Below are 3,872 nucleotides of genomic sequence, written 5' to 3' on the forward strand. Positions count from 1 at the left end.
CGCGAGGTCAAGAAGCTGCTGCCGATCAAGCGCTGGGGCAAGGCGGAGGACATCGGTCAGGCCGCGGTTTTCCTGACCTCCAATCGCGCAAACTACATCACCGGACAGACCATCTCGGTCGCGGGAGGCTTCGGTGTCTGAACTATCATGGGGGGCGGGCTTGCTCACCCTCCGCACTTCTCGACCTTTGAATCTGCATTGGTTTTCTTGACGATTGTTCCTCAAGTTCCTGTTATGAAATAGATATCCGGGTCGGCTCTCCAGACGCCAGCCACCCCGCAGCTCGGCACCTTCCAAAACTGATTTGTTCGCAACCCCCCAGCTGGGGGGTGAAGGGCCTTTGGGCAGCTGATACTCCTTGGCCAAATTGCATAACCGGGGAGTAAACAAGGCAATGCTGGCGCAGAATCCAAAGACCCTGTCCGTCGAGAGCCTGCTGGAGCGGGCCCGCCAGGAAACCGGCCTGATGGACTTCGGCGATGACTGGTTTCTCACGCCGCTCACCAAGCTGGTTGAATGTGTCAATTCGGAAGCCGGACTGATCGCACCGGATGCTGGTGCCGGTATGCGGATTCAGAGCGCTTTGTCCGATCGTCTGCGGCTGGTGCAATACTTCAAGGATCACCCTGAGGCGCTGGACGAAGAAATTGACGTCGCCTGCGTGGTGGTTGGCCTGCCGCGCACGGGCTCGACAGTGATGCACCGCCTGCTGGCCAGTTCGCCGCGCATGACGTCGCTTTACTGGTGGGAGGCGACATTCCCGCTGCCGCTGCCGGGTGAAAAGCCGGGCGACCCGACGCCGCGACAGCAGCTGGCCAAGCAGGTGGTTGACCAGCTGCTGACGAACTGGCCGGACTTTGAGAGCATCGACCCCATCGAGGCGATGGTTGTTGCCGAGGAAGTCATCCTTCTGGACCGCACCTTCCTGTCGACCAGCTATGACTCGATGATGAACGTACCCAGCTACGGCTTCTGGCAGGCTGATCAGGATCACGAGAAGGCCTATCGTGACCTGCTGCTGTGGCTGAAGGCCATCCAGCACCAGACCCCGTCGCGGCGCGGTCAGCGCTGGGTCTTCAAGACGCCTCACCATGTCCTTGGCGGCATGGGCGGCCTCCTGAAGGTATTCCCTAACGTGCGCCTTGTAATGACCAACCGCGACGTGGCTGACGTGCTGCCGAGCTATTGCAGCATGTGCTGCTCGATGAGCATCAACACCTCGACCACCTATCGCCGTGAAGACCAGGGCGCGTACTGGACGGCGCGGTTCAAGACCGGCCTCGAGCGCTTTGCCCAGTTGCGGCGCGAACTGCCGGAAGGTCAGGTGATCGATGTCGACTACCGCGAAACCGTCAGCGACCCGATCGGAACGCTGGAGCGGGTCATGACCGAACTCGGACTCGGCTTCGATGACGCGGACCGCCAGGCTGCAGAGGCCTGCGTGGCCGAGAACGCGCGCGATAAGCGCCCGCGCCACAAGTATAGCGCGGAGGAGTTCGGTCTGACCAAGGAGCAGATTGCCCGAGACTTTGCCTTCATGCAGGGCTGAACGACAAAACAAGGGGAGAGCAGCAATGATCTTGAAAGACAAGGTTGTCATCATCACGGGCGCAGGCCCTGGAATGGGGCAGGCCATGTGCCGCGGCGCTGCGGCCGAAGGCGCAAAGGTGGTCATTTCCGCGCGCTCGGTCGATGCCATCAATGCCCTGCGCGACGACATCGTGGCGGCTGGCGGGGAAGCCATTGCCGTGCCGACCGACGTGTCGGACACCGCCCAGTGCAAGCGACTGGCGGAAGAGGCGATCAAGGCCTATGGCCGCATCGATGGCCTGGTGAACTCGGCTTATTTCCATCCGCCATGGTCGAGCCTGGAGACGGCCGAAATCGATGACGTTGCAAAGGCAATGGACGTCATCGCGCTGGGCGGTCTGCGCATGGTGCAGTCGGTCCTGCCGCAGATGCGCAAGCAGGGCAGCGGATCCATCGTCAACATCTCCACGCTGGCAACCCGCCGCCCGATGCCGGGCGAGGGCGGTTACGCCATGGCCAAGGCGGCTTTGGCACAGATGACCCGTCACATGGCGGTTGAGCTCACCGGCTCCGGCATTCGCCTCAATACGGCTCTGATGGGCTGGATGGACGGCGCGCCGCTCCAGTCCTACTTCAGTTCGATGGGGGCCGAGGGTGAAGCAGCGCGGGCAAAGCGCGCCTCCGAGATTCCGGTTGGCCACATTCCGCCGGACAAGGACTGCGCAAAGGCAGTCTACTTCCTGCTCTCCGATTACTCGAGCGAAGTGACCGGCGCGGCGCTGGACGTCAACGGCGGCGACTGGGTGGCCCCATGAGTTTAGATCCGGTTCTGTCCGGCGAGGCTTGGCGCAATTTCTGCGCCGAGCTCGCCTCGCTCGGGGATATGATCCTCGATCCCGCCAATCCGTCCAATCCGGTCGACCGGGCCGAAGGCTACCGGTATCTGACGCGGCTGCTGCGGCTGGGGCTGGAACAGCATGTGGAAGCGCGTGACGCCAGCTTTCCGTTTTTTTACCAGCTGAGCCATACCACTGCAAAGATCGGCGCGGACAATCCCGACAACGTGTACTGGAACGCCCGCATCAGCGGCCAGTACGAGTACCGGATTACGGTCAAGCGCGGCACGATGGCGTATTTCTCCATCCTTGCCAACGCGTTCCGCTATGAGCAGGACGGCAGCAATGTCGCCACCGGCAAGCTGATCGACAGCGACATCGAGTGGGGTCCGGACGGTGTTGCCGAGATCATCGCAAGCTGCACGCCCCAGCCGAAGAACTGGCTGCGGCTTGAGCCCGATGCGAACATGATCATCGTACGCCAAAGCTATCTCGACCGTGCCAATGAAAAGCCGGGCGAGTTCCGTATCGAGCGCATCGGCGGTCCGGCCGTGCCGGCGCCGCTCGATCCGGCGGCGCTGGCAGCAGGCTTGAGGGAGACCACCGCGTTCGTGCGCGGCATCGTCGGCACGTTCATCGACTGGTCCAAGATGTTCCAGGCCCACCCGAACCAGTTCCCGGACATCGACCAGCAGATGTTCCAGCGCGGCGGCGGTGCGACGGATATCTACTATGCACACGCCTACTGGAAGCTGGAGCCCGATGAGGCGTGGGTGATCGAGGTGACGCCGCCCGAGTGTTATTACTGGAATTTCCAGGTCGATAACTGGTGGATGGAATCTCTTGACTACCGCTTCCTCAATGTCACCGTAAACAAGACGACGGCAAAGCTGGAGGAAGACGGACGGCTCGTCATGGTGCTTTCCGCGGAAGATCCCGGCTTCGGCAACTGGCTGGATACGGCCGGGCACACCGAAGGCACGGCGCTGCTGCGCTGGGCCGGTGCCAGTGAATATCCTCTGCCGTCCGCCCGCGTGGTTAAACTGAGGGATATCAAGAAATGAAGACGGTAGCGGAAGATCCGATCAACGGCTTTGATCCCGATGCGGTTGTGGTCTCGGATACGGTCGAGATCGCGGCCCCGGCCAGCATCGTCTGGAAGATCCTGACGGACCTGCCGCGGTACAACGAATGGAATCCGTTCTGCGTCCGCGCAGTCTCAACCCTCGAAATGGGCGCACCGGTCTATATGACCCTGGTGAGCTACGTCGAGCCGGGCAAACTGGTGCCCAACTGCGAGTACGTGTGCGCATTCGAGCCGGAAAAGCTGCTGTCCTGGGAGATGCAGCACACCGAAGAGTGGCCCTATCCGGCGCGCCGGGACCAGATCATCGAGGCGACCGGGCCGGAGAGCTGCCGCTATCACTCAACGGACGCATTTTACGGGCAGAACGGCATTCATGTGATGCGCTTTGCGGGTCCGTGGGTGAAGCGTGGCTTTGATGA

General features: G+C 61.9%; 5 protein-coding genes. All 5 read left to right on the forward strand.

Annotated elements, in window-relative coordinates:
- The first annotated feature begins 18 nt into the window (after positions 1 to 18).
- Positions 19 to 141: an SDR family oxidoreductase gene (locus VIG90_RS15895; RefSeq protein ID WP_414695513.1), complete on the forward strand. Its 123-nt coding sequence runs from the start codon at positions 19 to 21 to the stop codon at positions 139 to 141.
- A 253-nt stretch (positions 142 to 394) separates the two neighbouring features.
- On the forward strand, positions 395 to 1,549 hold the full coding sequence (locus VIG90_RS15900; protein ID WP_331594498.1) for a sulfotransferase: 1,155 nt from the start codon (positions 395 to 397) through the stop codon (positions 1,547 to 1,549).
- A gap of 25 nt (positions 1,550 to 1,574) precedes the next feature.
- Positions 1,575 to 2,345 carry an SDR family oxidoreductase gene (locus VIG90_RS15905; RefSeq protein WP_331594499.1) on the forward strand — a complete coding sequence of 257 codons (771 nt, stop codon included), beginning with the start codon at positions 1,575 to 1,577 and terminating at the stop codon, positions 2,343 to 2,345.
- Complete coding sequence (locus tag VIG90_RS15910; RefSeq protein ID WP_331594500.1) at positions 2,342 to 3,430, forward strand: hypothetical protein; 1,089 nt, start codon at positions 2,342 to 2,344, stop codon at positions 3,428 to 3,430. Before VIG90_RS15905 ends, VIG90_RS15910 begins: the two co-directional genes overlap by 4 nt.
- Positions 3,427 to 3,872 (forward strand): SRPBCC domain-containing protein (locus tag VIG90_RS15915; protein WP_331594501.1); only part of this gene is annotated, 446 nt, incomplete at its 3' end. The genes VIG90_RS15910 and VIG90_RS15915, both read left to right, overlap by 4 nt.

It is taken from the genome of Pedomonas sp. (assembly GCF_036515995.1).
Classification (GTDB): domain Bacteria; phylum Pseudomonadota; class Alphaproteobacteria; order Sphingomonadales; family Sphingomonadaceae; genus Pedomonas.

Excerpts from the sequence above, each read along its gene's own strand:
- VIG90_RS15900 (WP_331594498.1), top strand. The coding sequence starts at position 395 with ATGCTGGCGCAGAATCCAAAGACCCTGTCCGTCGAGAGCCTGCTGGAG.
- VIG90_RS15905 (WP_331594499.1), top strand. The coding sequence starts at position 1,575 with ATGATCTTGAAAGACAAGGTTGTCATCATCACGGGCGCAGGCCCTGGA.
- VIG90_RS15910 (WP_331594500.1), top strand. The coding sequence starts at position 2,342 with ATGAGTTTAGATCCGGTTCTGTCCGGCGAGGCTTGGCGCAATTTCTGC.